The organism is Micrococcus sp. Alg238-R198 (assembly GCF_900537135.1).
GTDB lineage: Bacteria > Actinomycetota > Actinomycetes > Actinomycetales > Micrococcaceae > Micrococcus > Micrococcus luteus.
Window position 1 is genome coordinate 200,550 of the sequence record NZ_UNRH01000005.1, and the last position, 16,359, is coordinate 216,908.

Annotated in this window: 12 protein-coding genes and 1 rRNA gene; 11 read left to right on the forward strand and 2 right to left on the reverse strand. The window is 73.0% G+C overall.

What is annotated here, in order from left to right; all coding sequences use genetic code 11:
• Nucleotides 1–93 precede the first annotated feature (93 nt).
• Nucleotides 94–1,095: a quinone oxidoreductase gene (locus tag G6R13_RS06995; RefSeq protein ID WP_036337495.1), complete on the reverse strand. Its 1,002-nt coding sequence runs from the start codon at nt 1,093–1,095 to the stop codon at nt 94–96.
• 102 nt (nt 1,096–1,197) lie between these two features.
• Between G6R13_RS06995 and argC the strand changes: the two genes are divergently transcribed.
• From argC to argR, 6 genes are read left to right on the forward strand one after another with little or no spacing between them, the layout of a single operon-like run.
• Entirely contained in the window at nt 1,198–2,238 is a 1,041-nt protein-coding gene (gene argC, locus G6R13_RS07000) for an N-acetyl-gamma-glutamyl-phosphate reductase (RefSeq protein WP_095694725.1), read from the forward strand.
• A complete protein-coding gene (gene argJ / locus G6R13_RS07005; protein WP_163721287.1) occupies nt 2,235–3,395 on the forward strand; it encodes a bifunctional glutamate N-acetyltransferase/amino-acid acetyltransferase ArgJ in 1,161 nt (386 codons plus the stop codon). Before argC ends, argJ begins: the two co-directional genes overlap by 4 nt.
• Nucleotides 3,396–3,406: 11 nt before the next feature.
• Nucleotides 3,407–4,393 (forward strand): acetylglutamate kinase, encoded by a 987-nt coding sequence (gene argB, locus G6R13_RS07010; protein WP_225941358.1) that lies wholly within the window; start codon nt 3,407–3,409, stop codon nt 4,391–4,393.
• Nucleotides 4,390–5,676, forward strand: a complete 1,287-nt coding sequence (locus G6R13_RS07015) for an acetylornithine transaminase (RefSeq protein WP_163721289.1) — start codon at nt 4,390–4,392, stop codon at nt 5,674–5,676. Before argB ends, G6R13_RS07015 begins: the two co-directional genes overlap by 4 nt.
• The gene (argF, locus tag G6R13_RS07020) at nt 5,673–6,632 is read left to right on the forward strand and encodes an ornithine carbamoyltransferase (RefSeq protein ID WP_163721291.1); all 960 of its coding nucleotides are present in this window, start codon (nt 5,673–5,675) and stop codon (nt 6,630–6,632) included. The genes G6R13_RS07015 and argF overlap by 4 nt, the downstream gene beginning before the upstream one ends.
• A complete protein-coding gene (gene argR / locus G6R13_RS07025) occupies nt 6,632–7,120 on the forward strand; it encodes an arginine repressor (protein ID WP_095694721.1) in 489 nt (162 codons plus the stop codon). The genes argF and argR overlap by 1 nt, the downstream gene beginning before the upstream one ends.
• A gap of 114 nt (nt 7,121–7,234) precedes the next feature.
• Here the strand turns inward: argR and G6R13_RS07030 are convergent, their stop codons facing one another.
• Nucleotides 7,235–8,185, reverse strand: coding sequence for a transglycosylase family protein (locus G6R13_RS07030; RefSeq protein ID WP_134415763.1), 951 nt, complete (start codon nt 8,183–8,185; stop codon nt 7,235–7,237).
• A gap of 621 nt (nt 8,186–8,806) precedes the next feature.
• Between G6R13_RS07030 and G6R13_RS07035 the strand changes: the two genes are divergently transcribed.
• The 5 genes from G6R13_RS07035 to G6R13_RS07055 all read left to right on the forward strand — a co-directional run.
• A complete protein-coding gene (locus G6R13_RS07035; protein WP_041104698.1) occupies nt 8,807–10,048 on the forward strand; it encodes an argininosuccinate synthase in 1,242 nt (413 codons plus the stop codon).
• Between the two features lie 85 nt (nt 10,049–10,133).
• Nucleotides 10,134–11,594 carry an argininosuccinate lyase gene (gene argH / locus G6R13_RS07040; RefSeq protein WP_044659914.1) on the forward strand — a complete coding sequence of 487 codons (1,461 nt, stop codon included), beginning with the start codon at nt 10,134–10,136 and terminating at the stop codon, nt 11,592–11,594.
• A 167-nt stretch (nt 11,595–11,761) separates the two neighbouring features.
• Nucleotides 11,762–14,050 carry a UvrD-helicase domain-containing protein gene (locus tag G6R13_RS07045; RefSeq protein ID WP_041104703.1) on the forward strand — a complete coding sequence of 763 codons (2,289 nt, stop codon included), beginning with the start codon at nt 11,762–11,764 and terminating at the stop codon, nt 14,048–14,050.
• A gap of 69 nt (nt 14,051–14,119) precedes the next feature.
• On the forward strand, nt 14,120–15,463 hold the full coding sequence (gene tyrS, locus G6R13_RS07050; protein ID WP_070708495.1) for a tyrosine--tRNA ligase: 1,344 nt from the start codon (nt 14,120–14,122) through the stop codon (nt 15,461–15,463).
• A 782-nt stretch (nt 15,464–16,245) separates the two neighbouring features.
• Nucleotides 16,246–16,359 (forward strand): 16S ribosomal RNA (locus tag G6R13_RS07055); the annotation flags it as partial.

Sequence of the window (16,359 nt, forward strand, 5' to 3'; positions counted from 1 at the left end):
CCGAGGGTCGGACGCGGACCAGGCCGCAGCGGGACATTCTATGCCCCGCCCGCGGCCGCGCGGGGCGCCCGGAAGGCACCGGGCGGGTCCGGTTCAGGAGAGGGTGAGCAGTACCTTGCCCGTCGTCGACCGGGACTCGAGGGCGGCGTGCGCGGCGGCCGCGTCCGCGAGCGGGAAGCGCTCGCCGATCCGTACGTCGAGCTCGCCGGAGGCCCACGCCCCGAACACCTCTCCACCACGCCAGCGGGTCTCCTCGCCCGTGCGCGTGTAGTGCACCAGCGAGGGCCGGGTGACGTACAGCGCGCCGGCCGCGTTGAGCCGCTGCAGGTCGAAGGGGGGCACCTGCCCGGAGGCCCCGCCGAAGAGCACGAGCGTGCCGCGCACGCGCAGCACCTCGAGCGAGGTGTCGAAGGTGTCCTTCCCCACGCCGTCGAACACGGCGTGCGCGCCCTCGCCGTCGGTCAGCTCGGCCACCGTGGCGGCGAGGTCCGGGTAGTCCACCGCGGCGACGGCGCCCGCGCCCCGGGACAGCTCCCGCTTCTCCTCCGTGGACGCCGTGGTGACCACGCGGGCGCCGCGGGCCGTCGCGAGCTGGGTGAGCAGGAGCCCCACGCCGCCGGCACCGGCCGTCACGACCACCGTGTGGCCCTCCTCCACCGGGAAGGTGGACCGGCAGAGGTAGTGGGCCGTCATGCCCTGCAGCGGAAGGGCGGCGGCCTCGGCCAGGTCGATGCCCTCCGGGACGGCGAGGAGACGATCCGCGGGGGCGGTGAAGTGCTCGGCGTACGCACCGGTGGCCGTCGCGGTGGCGACACGGGCCCCCAGGAGCGCGGCGTCCACGCCCTCGCCGAGCGCGACGACCTCGCCGGAGCCCTCCGTGCCGGGGGTGAAGGGCAGGTCCATCGCGTAGACCCCGGAGCGCTGGTACGTCTCGATGAAGTTCAGGCCCGCCGCGGCGGTCCGCACCAGCACGTGCCCCGGTGCGGGGGAGGGCACCTCCGTCTCGGTCCACTGCAGGACCTCGGGGCCGCCCGTGGCGGACACGACGACGGCGTGGTGGGTGCGGGGGACGGCGGGGGTGTTCGCAGTGGTCATGGCCCCACTCTAGGAGCGGGCCCGGACATCCGGCCCGTCCCGGGGGACCCGAGTCAACGCATAGATATTCCGTGCAACGCATATCTACGCTAGGATGGGGCCATGACCCACACCGTCGCCGTCTCCGGAGCCAGCGGCTACGCCGGGGGAGAGGCCCTGCGCCTGCTCGCCGGCCACCCGTCCGTCACCGTCGGAGCCATCACGGCCCACTCGAACGCGGGGGAGCGCCTCGGCGCCCTCCAGCCGCACCTGCACGCCCTGGCGGACCGCGTCCTCGCCGAGACCACCGCGGACGTCCTCGCCGGTCACGACGTCGTGATCCTCGCGCTGCCCCACGGGGCCTCCGGGGCGCTCGCGGCCGAGATCGCCGAGCGCTCCCCGGACACCCTGGTGATCGACGCGGGCGCCGACCACCGCCTCGAGTCCGCCGCGGACTGGGAGGCCTTCTACGGCACCGCGCACGCCGGGACCTGGCCCTACGGCCTGCCCGAGCTGCCCGGTCAGCGCGAGCGACTCGCCGGCACCCGCCGCATCGCCGTCCCCGGGTGCTACCCGACCACCTCGATCCTCGCCCTCGCGCCCGGCTTCGCCGCGGGGCTGCTCGAGCCGCAGGACGTGGTGATCGTCGCCGCCTCGGGCACCTCCGGGGCGGGCAAGGCGCTCAAGCCGCACCTGCTCGGCGCCGAGGTCATGGGCGGGATGCGCCCGTACGGCGTCGGCGGCGGGCACCGGCACACCCCGGAGATCGAGCAGGGTCTGGCCCAGGCGGCCGGCGAGCCGGTCCGCGTCTCCTTCACGCCCACGCTCGCGCCGATGTCGCGCGGCATCCTCGCGACGGCCACGGCGCGGCTGCGCCCCGGCGTCGCCGCCGCGGACGTGCGCGCCGCATGGGCCGCGGCCTACGGCGGCGAACGCTTCGTGCACCTGCTCCCCGAGGGGCAGTGGCCCACCACGAAGGCGGTCCTCGGCTCCAACCACGTGCAGCTGCAGCTCGCCGTGGACGAGCGGGCCGGCCGCGTGATCGTCTGCGCGGCGCTCGACAACCTCACCAAGGGCACGGCCGGCGGCGCCGTGCAGTCCATGAACATCGCCCTGGGCCTGCCGGAGCAGGCGGGGCTCGAGCAGCAGGGGGTCGCGCCGTGAGCGTCACCGCAGCACAGGGGTTCCGGGCGGCCGGCGTCACCGCGGGGCTGAAGGCCTCGGGCACGCCCGACGTCGCCGTCGTCGTCAACGAGGGCCCGCGCGACGCGGCCGCCGCCGTCCTCACCGAGAACCGGGTGGCGGCCGCCCCCGTGGTCTGGACCCGCCGCGCCGTGCAGGACGGCCGCGCCACCGCGGTCGTCCTGAACTCCGGCGGGGCCAACGCGGCCACCGGCGCCGAGGGCCTCGAGGACGCCCGTCGCACCGCCGAGCACGCGGCCGCGGCCCTCGGGACCGCCGCCGACGACGTGCTCGTCTGCTCGACCGGCCTCATCGGCGAACGCCTGCCGATGGACACCCTCACCGCGGGCGTGTCCGAGGCGGTCGCCGCCCTGAGCCCGGCCGGCGGCGAGGACGCCGCCGTCGCGATCAAGACCACGGACACCGTGGCCAAGACCGCCGTGGCCCGCGGCGAGGGCTTCACCGTGGGCGGCATGGCCAAGGGCGCGGGCATGCTGGCACCCGGCATGGCCACCATGCTCAGCGTCATCACCACGGACGCCGACGTCCCCGCCCCCGCCCTCGACGCGGCCCTGCGCGAGGCCGTGCGCGCCACCTTCAACCGGGTCGACTCGGACGGGTGCATGTCCACCAACGACACCGTGATCCTGCTGGCCTCGGGCGCGTCCGGGACCGCGCCCGATCCCGCGGCGTTCGCCGCGGCCCTCCACGAGGTCTGCGCGGACCTGTCCCGCCAGCTCGTCGCCGACGCCGAGGGCGCCCGGCACGACATCGCCGTGCGCGTGGTCCACGCCGAGACCGAGGAGGCGGCCGAGGCCGTCGCGCGCGCCGTCGGCCGCTCCAACCTGTTCAAGACCGCGATCTTCGGCCAGGACCCGAACTGGGGACGCGTGATCGCCGCCGTCGGCACGGTCCCGGAGTCGGTCGCCGCCTTCGACCCGTACGCCCTCGACGTGCGCTTCAACGGCGTCCAGGTGTGCCGCGCCTCCGGCGTGGGAGAGGACCGCTCCCGTGTGGACCTGACGGCCCGCGAGGTGCTCGTCGAGGTCGACCTGCACGCCGGCGACGCCGAGGCCACGGTCTGGACCAACGACCTGACGCACGACTACGTCCACGAGAACTCCGCCTACTCCACGTGAGGACCCCCAGCATGAGCCCGCACACCGACCCGGCCACGGCGGCCACACCCGTCCTGTCCACCGCGGACCGGCTCGACCGCGCCGAGTCCAAGGCGGAGGTCCTCATCGAGGCCCTGCCCTGGATCCGGCGGTTCGCCGGAACCGTCATGGTCGTCAAGTACGGCGGCAACGCCATGGTCTCGGAGGAGCTGCGCCGGGCGTTCGCCGAGGACATCGTGTTCCTGCACCACGTGGGGGTCCACCCCGTGGTGGTGCACGGCGGCGGCCCGCAGATCAACGCGATGCTCGACCGCCTCGGCATCGCGTCCGAGTTCCGCGGCGGCCTGCGCGTGACCACCGAGGAGGCCATGGACGTGGTCCGCATGGTGCTCACGGGACAGGTGGGCCGCGAGCTGGTCGGCCTCGTGAACTCCCACGGCCCGTACGCCGTCGGCTTCTCCGGCGAGGACGCGGGGCTGCTGCGCGCCCGCCGCACGGGCGCCGTCGTGGACGGGCAGGAGGTGGACCTCGGCCTCGTGGGCGAGGTCACCGGCGTCGACCCGACCGCGATCCTCGACGTGATCGAGTCCGGGCGGATCCCCGTGGTCTCGTCGGTCGCCCCCGAGATCGACGACGACGGCCAGCCCACCAGGCAGGTCCTCAACGTCAATGCGGACACCGCCGCCGCGGCCCTGGCCGCCGCCCTCGGCGCCGCGAAGCTCGTGCTGCTCACCGACGTCGAGGGCCTCTACGCGGACTGGCCGGACCGGGACTCCCTCATCAGCTCGCTCACCGCCGCCCAGCTGCGTGCGCTGCTGCCCTCCCTGGCCTCCGGGATGATCCCGAAGATGGCCGCGTGCCTGGCGGCCGTCGACGCCGGCGTGCAGCGCGCCCACGTCGTGGACGGCCGCCGCCCCCACTCGATGCTGCTGGAGGTCTTCACCTCCGCGGGCGTCGGCACCCAGGTGGTGCCCGATGCCGAGCCCACCGCCCCGACCACCCCCGAGGAGGACGCATGAGCACCGACCAGTCCGCGCTGCTGGAGCGCTACCACGCCGCCCTGACCGGAGTCTTCGGCCGCCCCACCCGCGTGCTCGTGCGCGGCGAGGGGGTCCACGTGTGGGACGCCGACGGCCGGCGCTACACGGACCTGCTGGCCGGCATCGCCGTGAACGCGCTCGGCCACGGCCACCCGGCGCTGGTGCGGGCCGTGTCCGAGCAGATCGCCACGCTCGGCCACGTGTCCAACCTCTTCACCTCCGAGCCGCAGATCCGCCTGGCCGAGCGCCTGCTGGAGCTGGCCGGCGCGCCCGCGGGCTCCACCGTGTTCTTCGCGAACTCCGGCACGGAGGCCAACGAGGCCGCGTTCAAGCTCGCCCGCCGCCACGGCGCGGAGGACCCGTCCGGCCGCCGGACGCGGGTGATCGCGCTCGAGCGGGCCTTCCACGGCCGCACGATGGGCGCCCTCGCGCTCACGCACAAGGAGGCCTACCGGGCGCCCTTCGAGCCGCTGCCCGGCGGCGTGGAGCACGTGCCGGGCGGGGACGCCGCGGCCCTGCGAGCGGCCCTGGCCCCGGACGACGACGGCGCCACCGTCGCCGCCGTCATCCTCGAGCCGGTCCAGGGCGAGGCCGGCGTGCACGGCTGGCCGGCGGGCTACCTGGCCGAGGTGCGGGCCGCGACCCGCGAGGCCGGCGCCCTGATGATCCTCGACGAGGTGCAGTCCGGTGTGGGCCGCACCGGCACGTGGTTCGGCTTCCAGAATCCGGCCGTCACCGGGGCGGCCGAGCCGGTGGTGCCCGACGCCTTCACCCTGGCGAAGGGACTGGGCGGCGGCGTGCCGATCGGGGCGCTCGTGTGCGTCGGCCCCGCCGTCTCCGGGCTGCTCACGGCCGGCCAGCACGGCACCACGTTCGGCGGCAACCCCCTGGCCACCGCCGCGGGCCTGGCCGTGCTCCGGACCGTCGAGGACGAGGGCCTGCTCGGCCACGTCCGCGCGGCGGGTGAGGCCGTGGCCGCCCTGCTGGAGGATCTGCCCGAGGTGGCCGCGGTGCGCGGTCACGGCCTGTGGATCGGCGTCGACCTGGCCGACCCCGCGGGAGCGGCCCCGGCCGGCGGGCTGGCCCCCGCCGTCGTCGCCGCCGGCCTCGAGGCGGGCTGGATCCTCAACGCCACCGGCCCGTCCACCCTGCGCCTGGCCCCGCCGCTGACCGTGCCCGTGGCCGAGCTCGAGCGCTTCGCCGCGGCCCTGCCCGGGCTCGTGGCCGCCGCCCTGACCCCCTCCGAAGGAGACCGCCCATGACCCCCGCTGCCGCCGTCCGCCACTTCCTGGTGGACACGGACCTCACCCCGGCCGAGCAGGCCGAGGTGCTCGACCTCGCCGCGCAGATGAAGGCCGACCGGTTCCGGCACCGCCCGCTGGCCGGGCCCCGGACCGGCATCGTGTTCTTCGACAAGACCTCCACGCGCACCCGCGTCTCGTTCGCCGCGGGCATCGCCGAGCTCGGCGGGACGCCCTTGATCGTGAACCCGGGGGAGTCGCAGCTGGGCCACAAGGAGTCCGTGGCGGACACGGCCCGCGTGCTGGAGCGGATGGTCGGCGTCATCGTCTGGCGCACGTTCGCGCAGGCCGGTCTCGTGGAGATGGCCGCCCATTCCTCGGTGCCCGTGGTCAATGCGCTCAGCGACGACTACCACCCCTGTCAGATCCTCGCCGACCTGCTGACGGTGCGCGAGCACCTCGGCGGCACGGCGGGCCGCACTCTGACGTATCTGGGGGACGCGGCGAACAACATGGCCCACTCGTACCTGCTCGGCGGCGCGACGGCCGGCATGCACGTGCGGGTCGCCGGACCCGAGGGGCACCTGCCTGCCGAGGACGTCGTGGCCACCGCCCGACGGCGGGCGGCGGAGACGGGCGGTTCCGTCCTCGTCACGACGGACGCGGCCGAGGCCCTGGCGGGCGCGGACGTCGTCGTGACCGACACGTGGGTGTCCATGGGCCAGGAGGAGGAGAAGGAGGCCCGCCTGGCGCTGTTCCGTGACTACCAGGTGGACGCCGCCGCGATGGCGCGGGCGGCCGACGACGCGATCTTCCTGCACTGCCTGCCCGCGTACCGGGGCTACGAGGTCACGGCCGAGGTGATCGACGGGCCGCGGTCCGTGGTGTTCGACGAGGCCGAGAACCGCCTGCACGCGCAGAAGGCTCTCATCGCCTGGCTGCTGTATCGCTCCGGCCTGGCCGAGGAGCCGCGCTGATGGCCGCCCCCACGACGAAGATCGCCCGTCAGGCCGCGATCCGGGAGATCCTGGCCACCCGGGGCATCCGCTCCCAGGCCGAACTCTCGGACGCCCTGGGCGATCGCGGGCTGTCCGTCACCCAGGGCACGCTCTCGCGGGACCTGGTGGACCTCGGCGCGGTGCGGACGCGCGGGCCGGCCGGCATGGTCTACGCCCTGCCGGCGGAGGGCGACGACGCCGCCGTGCCGGGCCGCGGCTCGGACGCGCAGCTGAATCGCCTGGCGAGCATGGCCCGCGAGCTGCTCGTCTCCGCCGAGCCCACCGCGAACCTCGTGGTCCTGCGCACGCCCCCGGGCGCGGCGCAGTTCCTGGCCAGCGTGATCGACCAGGCGCGCGTGGAGCACGTGCTGGGCACGATCGCCGGCGACGACACCATCCTCCTCATCACCACGGGGACCACGTCCGCCCCGGCCGTCGCGGCCCACCTGCTGGGTCTGGCGGGCTAGCCGACCCGTCCGGCCCCGCCCGCGCGGGTGACGGGCACCAGGCACGAGGAAGGCCCCCGCCGATGGCGGGGGCCTTCCTCGTGTGGCACCGGTCCGGGGGACCGGTCAGGCGTCTCAGGCCTGCGGCAGGACGAGCTCCTGGCCGACGTAGATCACGGCGGCGTCGGAGACGGCGCCCTTGTTGGCCTCGTAGAGGGCGGTCCAGCCACCCTCCACCTCGTACTCGTTGGCGAGCTTCCAGAGGGAGTCACCGGACTTGACGACGATGGTCTCGGCCTCGGCGACGACGGCCTGCTCCGCGGCAGCGGCCTGCTCAGCGGCGGCAGCCTTCTGAGCGGCGGCCTTCTCCGCGGCGGCAGCCTTCTGAGCGGCAGCCTTCTCCGCGGCGGCGGCACGCTGGGCAGCGGCCTTGTCGGCGGCGGCCTGCTCGGCAGCAGCCTGCTCGGCGGCCCAGCGCTCGGCGGCGGCCTGGTCGGCAGCAGCCTGCTCGGCGGCCCAGCGCTCGGCGGCGGCCTGGTCGGCAGCAGCCTGCTCGGCGGCCCAGCGCTCGGCGGCGGCCTGGTCGGCAGCAGCCTGCTCAGCAGCGGCCTGCTCAGCAGCAGCCTCGTCGGCGGCGGACTGGCGCTGCACGGTGGCGGTGCGCTCCACGGCGACCGGGGCGGCCTCGGTGGCGTCCACGTCACCGGCGTCCGCGTCAGCCTGGGTCAGGCCCAGCTTCTGCGAGCACAGCGGCCAGGCGCCCCAGCCCTGCAGGTCCTGGAGGATCTCGGCGCGCTTGATCTGCTCGGCCTTGGAGGCCTGGTGCGGGTAGCCCTCGCCGCCGACGGCCTGCCAGGAGGACAGGGTGAACTGCACGCCGCCGTAGAAGCCGTTGCCGGTGTTGATGTCCCAGGTGCCGTTGGACTCGCACTCGGCGAGGCGGTCCCAGGTGTCCACGGTGGCGGCCTGGGCCAGGGCGGAGAAGCCCACGGCGGCGGCGCCGGCGAGGGTCATGCCCGCAACGATCGAGGCGGTGGCACGGCGGGAGCGGGTGGCGGAAGTGGTGAAGAGAGTCATGGTGTCCATGGCGAGTCCTCGCTGATCGGTGGCCGAGGCACACCGGGGTCGTCCTTCTCCTTGGTCGGGTCATGCCCTCCGTCGGTTCGAGACGACCCAGCAGCGGGCGACCGTCGGAGGGGGTTCGATGTCGTGGCCTCCCCGTCCCCGACCTCTCGGTCAGATCACGGTTCGATCACGAATCGGCTACGGAAGAGTCAACGACGGGAGCCCCCCTCGCGTCAAATCATGGGTCGACGAATTCTTGCCCGTCCGTCTCACATTTGAGATCAGGTGACGAATCGCTCCCTGAGGCGGGAGTACGTGGACGAAATGCACGCCACTGCCCGCATTGGATCTTAGGGCGTCTGATTGGACAGTGTGGACAACCTCCGTCACAGGGGCGTGGGCGAAGGTCACGATCGACGGTCGAAGCCGTGACCGGCGTCGCGTTCGACCCGAACTTCGAGCGCGGGGCCATGGTTGCGGGTGGCCGCCGCGGTGGGCGCAGAGGGGCTGCGCAGGATCCATCAGGAGCTGATATTCCGTCAGTTGCATATTTATTCAAGACCCGGGTAGGATCGTCGCCGAGCACGCCTCCGACGGCCACGTGCCGCGCTCGGAGACCCCCCTATATAAAGAGGAGAAAACGTGAAGGAACGCATCATCCTTGCCTACTCGGGCGGCCTGGACACCTCCGTGGCCATCGGCTGGATCGCCGAGGCCACGGGCGCCGAGGTCGTCGCCGTCGCGGTCGACGTGGGCCAGGGGGGCGAGTCCCTCGAGACGATCCGCCAGCGCGCCCTGGACTGCGGCGCCGTCGAGGCCTACGTCGCCGACGCGCGTGACGAGTTCGCCGAGCAGTACTGCATGCCCACGCTCAAGGCCAACGCCCTCTACATGGACGCCTACCCGCTGGTCTCCGCGATCTCGCGCCCGGTGATCTCCCGCCACCTGGTCGCGGCGGCCCGCCAGTTCGGCGCCTCGACGGTGGCGCACGGCTGCACCGGCAAGGGCAACGACCAGGTCCGCTTCGAGGTCTCCATCCAGACCCTCGGCCCCGACCTGAAGTGCATCGCGCCGGTGCGCGACCTCGCCCTGACCCGTGAGAAGGCCATCGAGTACGCCGAGCGCAACGACCTGCCGATCGTCACCACCAAGAAGAACCCGTTCTCGATCGACCAGAACGTGTGGGGCCGCGCCGTCGAGACCGGCTTCCTCGAGGACATCTGGAACGGCCCCACGAAGGACGTCTACGACTACACGGACGACCCCGCCTTCCCGCCGGCGCCGGACGTGGTCACGATCGCCTTCGAGCGCGGCGTCCCCACGGCCCTCGACGGTCGCGCGCTGAGCCCGCTGGAGATCATCGAGGAGCTCAACCGCCGGGCCGGTGCCCAGGGCGTGGGCCGGATCGACATCGTCGAGGACCGCCTCGTGGGCATCAAGTCCCGTGAGATCTACGAGGCACCGGGCGCCATGGCGCTGATCGCGGCCCACCGTGAGCTCGAGAACGTCACCCTGGAGCGGGAACAGGCGCGCTTCAAGAAGCATGTGGACCAGCGTTGGACCGAGCTGGTCTACGACGGCCAGTGGTACTCCCCGCTGAAGCGGAACCTGGACACGTTCATCGACGCGACCCAGGAGCACGTCAACGGTGAGATCCGCCTGGAGCTCCACGGCGGCCGTGCCACGGTGCAGGGTCGCCGGTCCGAGACCGGCCTGTACGACTTCAACCTCGCCACGTACGACGAGGGCGACTCGTTCGACCAGTCCTCGGCCCGCGGGTTCATCGACATCTTCGGCCTGTCCGCGAAGACGGCCTCGGAGCGCGAGCAGCGCCTGCGCGGCGGCGACGACCTCCAGGACGTCGCCCGCCTGTCCAACGACTGACCCCGCACGCCCCGCGCACGACGGCGGCCCGCCCGCGCCCGGGCCGGCCGCCGTCGGCCTGTCACCGACCTCGAGGAGACCTTCGATGACCGAGAACACCGACGCCCGCCACGGGACCAACGAGGGCGCCCTGTGGGGCGGCCGCTTCGCCGGCGGCCCTTCCGAGGCGCTCGCCGCGCTCAGCAAGTCCACGCACTTCGACTGGCGCCTGGCGCCCTATGACATCGCCGGCTCCCGTGCCCACGCCCGGGTGCTGCACACCGCCGGTCTGCTCAGTGCGGACGACCTGGACGGGATGATCGCGGCCCTCGACCGGCTCGAGGCGGACGTGCGTTCCGGTGCCTACACCCCGGCGGCGTCCGATGAGGACGTGCACGGCTCGCTCGAGCGCGGCCTCATCGAGCGGGCCGGTCCCGAGCTCGGCGGCCGCCTGCGGGCCGGCCGATCCCGCAACGACCAGGTCGCCACCCTCGGCCGGATGTTCCTGCGCGACCACGCCCGCATCATCGCGCGGGGCGTGATCGCCACGGTGGACGCGCTGCTCGATCAGGCGCGGGCGCACCCGTACGCGCCGATGCCGGGCCGCACCCACCTGCAGCACGCGCAGCCCGTCCTGCTCTCGCACCACCTGCTCGCGCACGCCTGGGCGTTCGCGCGGGACCTGCAGCGGCTCGTGGACTGGGACGCGCGCGCGGCCGTCTCGCCGTACGGCTCCGGGGCCCTGGCCGGCTCCTCCCTGGGTCTGGACCCGAACGCCGTGGCCACCGAGCTCGGCTTCGAGTCGGCCGTGTGGAACTCGATCGACGGCACCGCCGCCCGCGACGTGTACGCGGAGTTCGCGTGGGTCGCCGCGATGGTCGGCGTCGACCTGTCCCGCATCTCGGAGGAGGTCATCTTCTGGGCCACCAAGGAGGCGGGCTTCGTGACGCTGCACGACGCGTACTCCACGGGGTCCTCGATCATGCCGCAGAAGAAGAACCCGGACGTCGCCGAGCTGGCCCGCGGCAAGTCCGGCCGCCTCATCGGCGACCTCACGGGGCTGCTGGCCACGCTCAAGGGCATGCCGCTGGCCTACAACCGCGACCTGCAGGAGGACAAGGAGCCCGTCTTCGACGCCGCGGACACCCTCGAGCTGCTGCTGCCCGCCGTCTCCGGGATGATCGCCACCCTCGAGTTCCAGACGGAGCGCATGGCGGAGCTGGCCCCGCAGGGCTTCGCGCTGGCCACCGACGTCGCCGAGTGGCTCGTCCGCCAGGGGGTCCCGTTCCGCGAGGCCCACGAGCTGTCGGGCGAGGCCGTGAAGGCGGCCGAGGCCCGGGGCGTGGAGCTGTGGGACCTCACGGACGACGAGTACGCGGCCATCTCGCCGGCGCTGACCCCGCAGGTCCGCGAGGTGCTCAGCACGGAGGGCTCGCTCGCCTCTCGCGACGCCCAGGGCGGGACCGCGCCGACGGCCGTCGCGGCGCAGATCGGGGCGCTCGAGGACGCCCTGGCGCCGCTGCGCCGCTGGGCCGACACGCCGGGCTCCGTCGTCGACGCCCGCTGACGCGGTCGCCCGGCCGAGGCGGCGCCGACCGGGCCGGACGCGGCGGCGCCCCCAGGGCACCGCCGCGTCACCCGCCGTTCACCGCGGTCGGCGTAGCATGGGTGGTCACTTTTCCGCCGGGCGGGCCGCAGCGTGGTCCGCCCCTCACCGCACCGCGAGGGCCCCCGATGACCGATACCGTGTCCGTCCGCCAGTCCGAGCTCGACCTCGAGCGGGGTCGGGTCGCCGAGCGGTACGCCCGCCTCGACGCCCTGCGTGAGGAGAAGGAGCGCCAGCTCGCGGCCGTGCGCCGGACCGGCCCGCAGGGGTCGCTGCAGAACCACTCCGAGCGCGACGCCTTCGCCAGCCTCTACGAGGACCGACTCGCCCAGCTCTACGCCGTGGACGACCGCCTCGTCTTCGGCCGGCTCGACCTCGACGCCGAGCGGGAGGGTGGGGCCGACGAGCAGCGGTACATCGGGCGCATCGGCCTCACCACCGAGGACCACGAGCGCCTCCTCGTCGACTGGCGCGCGGCCGAGGCCGGCGCCTTCTACCAGGCGACGGCGGCCCACCGGGGCCGCGTGCGCCGTCGTCGTCACCTGATGCTGCGGGGGCGCGAGGTGCGCGACCTCGAGGACGACATCCTGGACCCGACGCTGCTGGGCGAGGACGGCGTGCGCGCCGATGCCCAGGGTGCGCTGCTGGCCGCCGTCACCGCCCGACGCACGGGACGGATGGGGGACATCGTCGCCACGATCCAGGCGGAGCAGGACGAGGTGATCCGCGCGCCCCTGCCCGGGGCGGTCGTGGTGCAGGGCGGGCCCGGCACGGGGAAGACCGCCGTCGCCCTGCACCGCGCCGCCTACCTGCTGTACACCCACCGGGAGCGCCTCGCGCGCTCGGGCGTGCTGATCGTCGGCCCGTCGACCGCGTTCATGCGGTACATCGAGCGGGTGCTGCCCTCGCTGGGCGAGACCGGTGTCGTGATGTCCTCGCTGGGGACGCTGATGCCGGGTGTGCGGGCCGTCCCGGAGCGGGACCTCGACGCGGCGGCGGTGAAGGGCCGGCTGGACATGGTGGACGCCGTCGCCCACGCGGTCGCGCAGCGCCAGCGCCTGCTCGTCGAGCCGCGGCGCCTGATGATCGACGGCACGGCCGTCAAGCTCAAGCCGGCCATGGTCCGGCGCGCCCGGGACAAGGCGCGGGCCACCCGCAAGCCCCACAACGAGGCCCGGGTGACGTTCGTGAAGATCCTCGTCCGCGAGCTCGCGGAGAAGCTGCGCAAGAAGCTGGAGAAGTCCTCGGGCACCCCGGTGCAGCGTGACCTCCTGCTGGAGGACGTGCGCACCTCGCGCGACGTGCGCATCGCGCTCAACCTCTGCTGGATGCCGCTGACGCCGGAGAAGCTGATCGGCGACCTCCTCACCCGGGAGGACCTGCTCCGGGCGGCCGCCCCGTGGCTCTCCGACGCCGAGGTCGGCACGCTCCTGCGGCCGGCCGACGCCCCCTGGACCGAGGCCGACGTGCCCCTGCTGGACGAGGCGGCCGAGCTGCTCGGACGCCTCGAGACCCCGGGCCGGGGCGGTGAGTTCGCGGCCCAGCACGAGCGCAACCTCGAGAACGCCAGGGCGTCCCTGGAGAACATGCACCAGACGCTCGCGGACCTGGGCGTCGACGGCGTCGTGGACGCCGAGCAGCTGGCCGCGGCCAATGAGGCACGCGGGGTGCGACGGACCACCGCTGAGACCGCGGCCCACGACCGCACCTGGACGTACGGGCACGTGGTGGTGGACGAGGCTCAGGAGCTCTCTCCGATGCAGTGGCGCCTGCTGGCGCGCCGCTGCCCGATGAAGTCGTTCACCATCGTGGGGGACATCGCGCAGTCCTCCCGTCGTGACGCGGCCGGCTCGTGGGCGTCCGTCCTCGCCCCGGAGTTCGGGGACCGCTGGCGCCTGGAAGAGCTGACCGTGAACTACCGCTCGCCCGCGCGCGTGATGCGCTGGGCCGCGCAGGTCGCACGGGCGGCCGGGCTCGAGGTCTCCCATCCGCGCGCCGTGCGCGAGGGCGACCACCGCCCGCGCCTGGTGACGGAGCCGGGCGGGGACGTCGCGGCCCTGGCCCTCGACGCGGTCGAGGTCGAGCGGGACCGCGTGCCCGAGGCCCTGACCGCCGTGATCGCCCCCGCCGGGCGGACGGGGGAGCTGCTCACGGTCCTCCGGGAGCGGTGGGGGGAGGCGGCCGTGGACACCGCGCCGCTGCCCGGCGTCGAGATCGTCGTCGCCACCCCGTGGGAGACCAAGGGACTGGAGTTCGACACCGTCGTCCTCGTCTCGCCCGAGCGGATCGTGGCCGACGCGCGCGGCGTGGTGGGCGATCTGTACGTGGCGATGACCCGCGCCACCCAGTCGTTGTCCGTCGTCGCCGGGACGGACGCGGCCGCGCTGCCGGCCGGGCTGGCGGACGTCCCGGAGTGAGCCCCGCGGGCGACGTCGCACGTGCGCGGCGTCGCGGAGGCGCGCGGGCGCGTCGCTAGGCTGGGGGCTATGGCACCCCAGAACGAGGAGCGCGCGGCCCGACTGCGCGCACAGGCGAACGACCCGAGCTTCGAGAACGTCTGGCAGGAGCTGCGCTGGCGCGGGCTCGTGCACGTCTCGACGGACGAGGCCGCGCTGGAACAGGCGCTGGCCGGGGAGCCCGTCTCGTATTACTGCGGCTTCGACCCGACCGCTCCGTCTCTCCACCTGGGACACCTGGTCCAGCTGCTCACCCTGCGCCGCCTGCAGCTCGCCGGCCACCGCCCGTATGCCCTCGTGGGCGGCGCCACCGGCCTCATCGGCGACCCGCGGCAGACCTCGGAGCGCGTCCTGAACTCGCAGGAGACCGTGGCGGCGTGGGTGGAGTCGCTGCGCGCGCAGATCGAGCCGTACCTCTCCTTCGAGGGGGAGAACGCGGCGACCATGGTCAACAACCTGGACTGGACCGCGGGCATGAGCGCGCTGGACTTCCTGCGGGACGTCGGCAAGAACTTCCGCGTCGGCACGATGGTGAAGAAGGAGATCGTGGCCAAGCGCCTGAACTCTGATGAGGGCATCTCCTACACGGAGTTCTCCTACCAGGTGCTGCAGGGCAACGACTTCCTCGAGCTGCACCGCCGGCACGGCGTGACCCTCCAGACCGGCGGCTCCGACCAGTGGGGCAACCTCACCGCCGGCACCGAGCTGATCCGCAAGGTGGAGGGGACCCACGCCCATGCGCTGGGCACGCCGCTGATCACGAACGCGGACGGCACCAAGTTCGGCAAGTCCGAGGGCAACGCCGTCTGGCTCGACGCGGAGATGTGCTCCCCGTACGCCTTCTACCAGTTCTGGCTCAACACGGCGGACGCGGACGTCGTCGACCGACTCAAGGTCTTCACGTTCCTGACCCGCGCGGAGATCGAGGAGTACGCGCAGAAGGTGGCCGACGAGCCGTTCCGCCGGGAAGCCCAGAGGCGCCTGGCGTGGGAGGTCACGGCGCTGGCCCACGGAGAGGAGACGACGACGAAGGTCATCGAGGCCTCCCAGGCGGTGTTCGGAGGCGGCGACCTCACCACGGTGGACCCGGACACGCTGACCGCCGTGCTGGCCGAGCTGCCGCAGGCCGACCGGACCCAGTGGGAGGGGGAGCCGGGCACCGTGACCGCGGTCGAGCTGCTGGTCTCCACCGGGCTGGTCGCCTCGCGCTCCGAGGCGCGTCGGACGGTGCGCGACGGCGGCGCCTCGGTGAACAACGTGCGGGTGACGGATGCCGACCAGGTGTTCACCCGAGACGACGCCTTCGCCGGCCGGCACCTGCTGGTGCGCCGGGGCAAGAAGAACATGGCGGGTGCGGACCTGGGGGAGGCCTGACCACGGCCGCAGACCACCGGTGTCCACCGGGTCGCCAGAAGTGACCGAGGACACGACGGGCGGCGACGGCGGAGGAACCGCCCACGGGAGGAGCACAGGGCCCCGTTCTCCGCAGGATTCTGCGGAGAACGGGGCCCTCCCTCGTGCCCGGACGCCGGGTGTCACCCCTGATTTTGTGTTCGGTGGGATTCGTGTGTAGAGTTCCATCTCGTGCTCAAGACGCCGACCGGGTGACCGGGAGGCGGGGTGAAGAACACAGAATCCGCGGATTCATGCCGAGAATGGCAGGTCCAGGGCGGGTGGTGCTCACCGGGTGCGCGGCCGGCAGTGATGCGGGTCGGGATTCCTGAAGAAGATGATCTGGTTTGACAGCCGGGAATCATGTGGTAAGCTTTTCAAGGCCTTCCACGTGGATGGTCCGGTGAGTGTCTGACACCGCGTTGAGCGGAGTTGACATGGTCGGATCACGTGGTAAGGTTTCCTAGCCCGGCCATGTGAACGGACGGTGAATGCTTCGGACACGGAGTTGACACGGTCGAAATGGATGGTCTAGGATGGAGAAGTTGCTCCAGAGCGAAACGGCCCGCGGAGCGGGTCGCTGAAGCTGGAAGCGCCTGTTGTTTGAGAACTCAATAGTGTGCCAAGTTTGTTGATGCCAATTGTTTTAACACATATTGGTTGATCATCGCCTGCCACCCCCGTGGTGTGGTGATGGTTTGCTAGGTATTGAATGGATGTCGTGGTGGTTATTTCCGGCTGCCACGGTGTTGTTCTGTAATTTTTTTACGGAGAGTTTGATCCTGGCTCAGGATGAACGCTGGCGGCGTGCTTAACACATGCAAGTCGAACGATGAAGCCCAGCTTGCTGGGTGGATTAGTGGCGAACGGGTGAGTAA

What these genes read in the sequence shown, in the direction of transcription:
- G6R13_RS06995 (WP_036337495.1), bottom strand. Translation starts at nt 1,095, where the DNA reads ATGACCACTGCGAACACCCCCGCCGTCCCCCGCACCCACCACGCCGTC.
- argC (WP_095694725.1), top strand. Translation starts at nt 1,198, where the DNA reads ATGACCCACACCGTCGCCGTCTCCGGAGCCAGCGGCTACGCCGGGGGA.
- argB (WP_225941358.1), top strand. Translation starts at nt 3,407, where the DNA reads ATGAGCCCGCACACCGACCCGGCCACGGCGGCCACACCCGTCCTGTCC.
- G6R13_RS07015 (WP_163721289.1), top strand. Translation starts at nt 4,390, where the DNA reads ATGAGCACCGACCAGTCCGCGCTGCTGGAGCGCTACCACGCCGCCCTG.
- argF (WP_163721291.1), top strand. Translation starts at nt 5,673, where the DNA reads ATGACCCCCGCTGCCGCCGTCCGCCACTTCCTGGTGGACACGGACCTC.
- argR (WP_095694721.1), top strand. Translation starts at nt 6,632, where the DNA reads ATGGCCGCCCCCACGACGAAGATCGCCCGTCAGGCCGCGATCCGGGAG.
- G6R13_RS07030 (WP_134415763.1), bottom strand. Translation starts at nt 8,185, where the DNA reads ATGGACACCATGACTCTCTTCACCACTTCCGCCACCCGCTCCCGCCGT.
- argH (WP_044659914.1), top strand. Translation starts at nt 10,134, where the DNA reads ATGACCGAGAACACCGACGCCCGCCACGGGACCAACGAGGGCGCCCTG.
- G6R13_RS07045 (WP_041104703.1), top strand. Translation starts at nt 11,762, where the DNA reads ATGACCGATACCGTGTCCGTCCGCCAGTCCGAGCTCGACCTCGAGCGG.
- tyrS (WP_070708495.1), top strand. Translation starts at nt 14,120, where the DNA reads ATGGCACCCCAGAACGAGGAGCGCGCGGCCCGACTGCGCGCACAGGCG.